Below are 418 nucleotides of genomic sequence, written 5' to 3'. Positions count from 1 at the left end.
CCCTCCGGTATTTCCCGATGTTTCCTGATCTTCACTTCCTTCAGTTTCGGAAGCCGGATCTTTCCCTTTTCCAGACGAATATTCCCATTCACCACATTCGTTGTATAGCTCTTCCTGCTTCGATGTCTAGACTTGAATTTCGGAAAACCAACAGCAGGATTTACAAAAAAGTTCTTATAAGCCTTCTCCAAATGAAGCTGCACATTCGCCAGTGCAAGGGAATCTACTTCTTTTAGCCACGGATATTCTTTCTTATAGGCTGCCGGAGTCGTCTTCTTCATTTTCTTCGTTGCCTCATATTCCTTTATCTTGTCATCCAGCATGATATTATAAATAAAACGGCAGCATCCAAATGTTTTAGCAAGAAGTTCTTCCTGTTTTTTATCCGGGTAAATCCGGAATTTATACGCTTTGTTCA

At 40.9% G+C, this 418-nt stretch carries 1 protein-coding gene; it reads right to left on the bottom strand.

The annotated features are described in order from the left end of the window. On the bottom strand, positions 1–418 hold a 418-nt coding region (locus ACTNBR_RS16570; protein ID WP_441042737.1), incomplete at both ends, for an RNA-guided endonuclease TnpB family protein.

The organism is Bariatricus sp. HCP28S3_F11 (genome assembly GCF_052065395.1).
GTDB lineage: Bacteria > Bacillota > Clostridia > Lachnospirales > Lachnospiraceae > Allocoprococcus.
The sequence above is the reverse complement of the archived record's forward strand: the minus strand, read 5'-3'. Positions and strand labels throughout refer to the sequence as shown.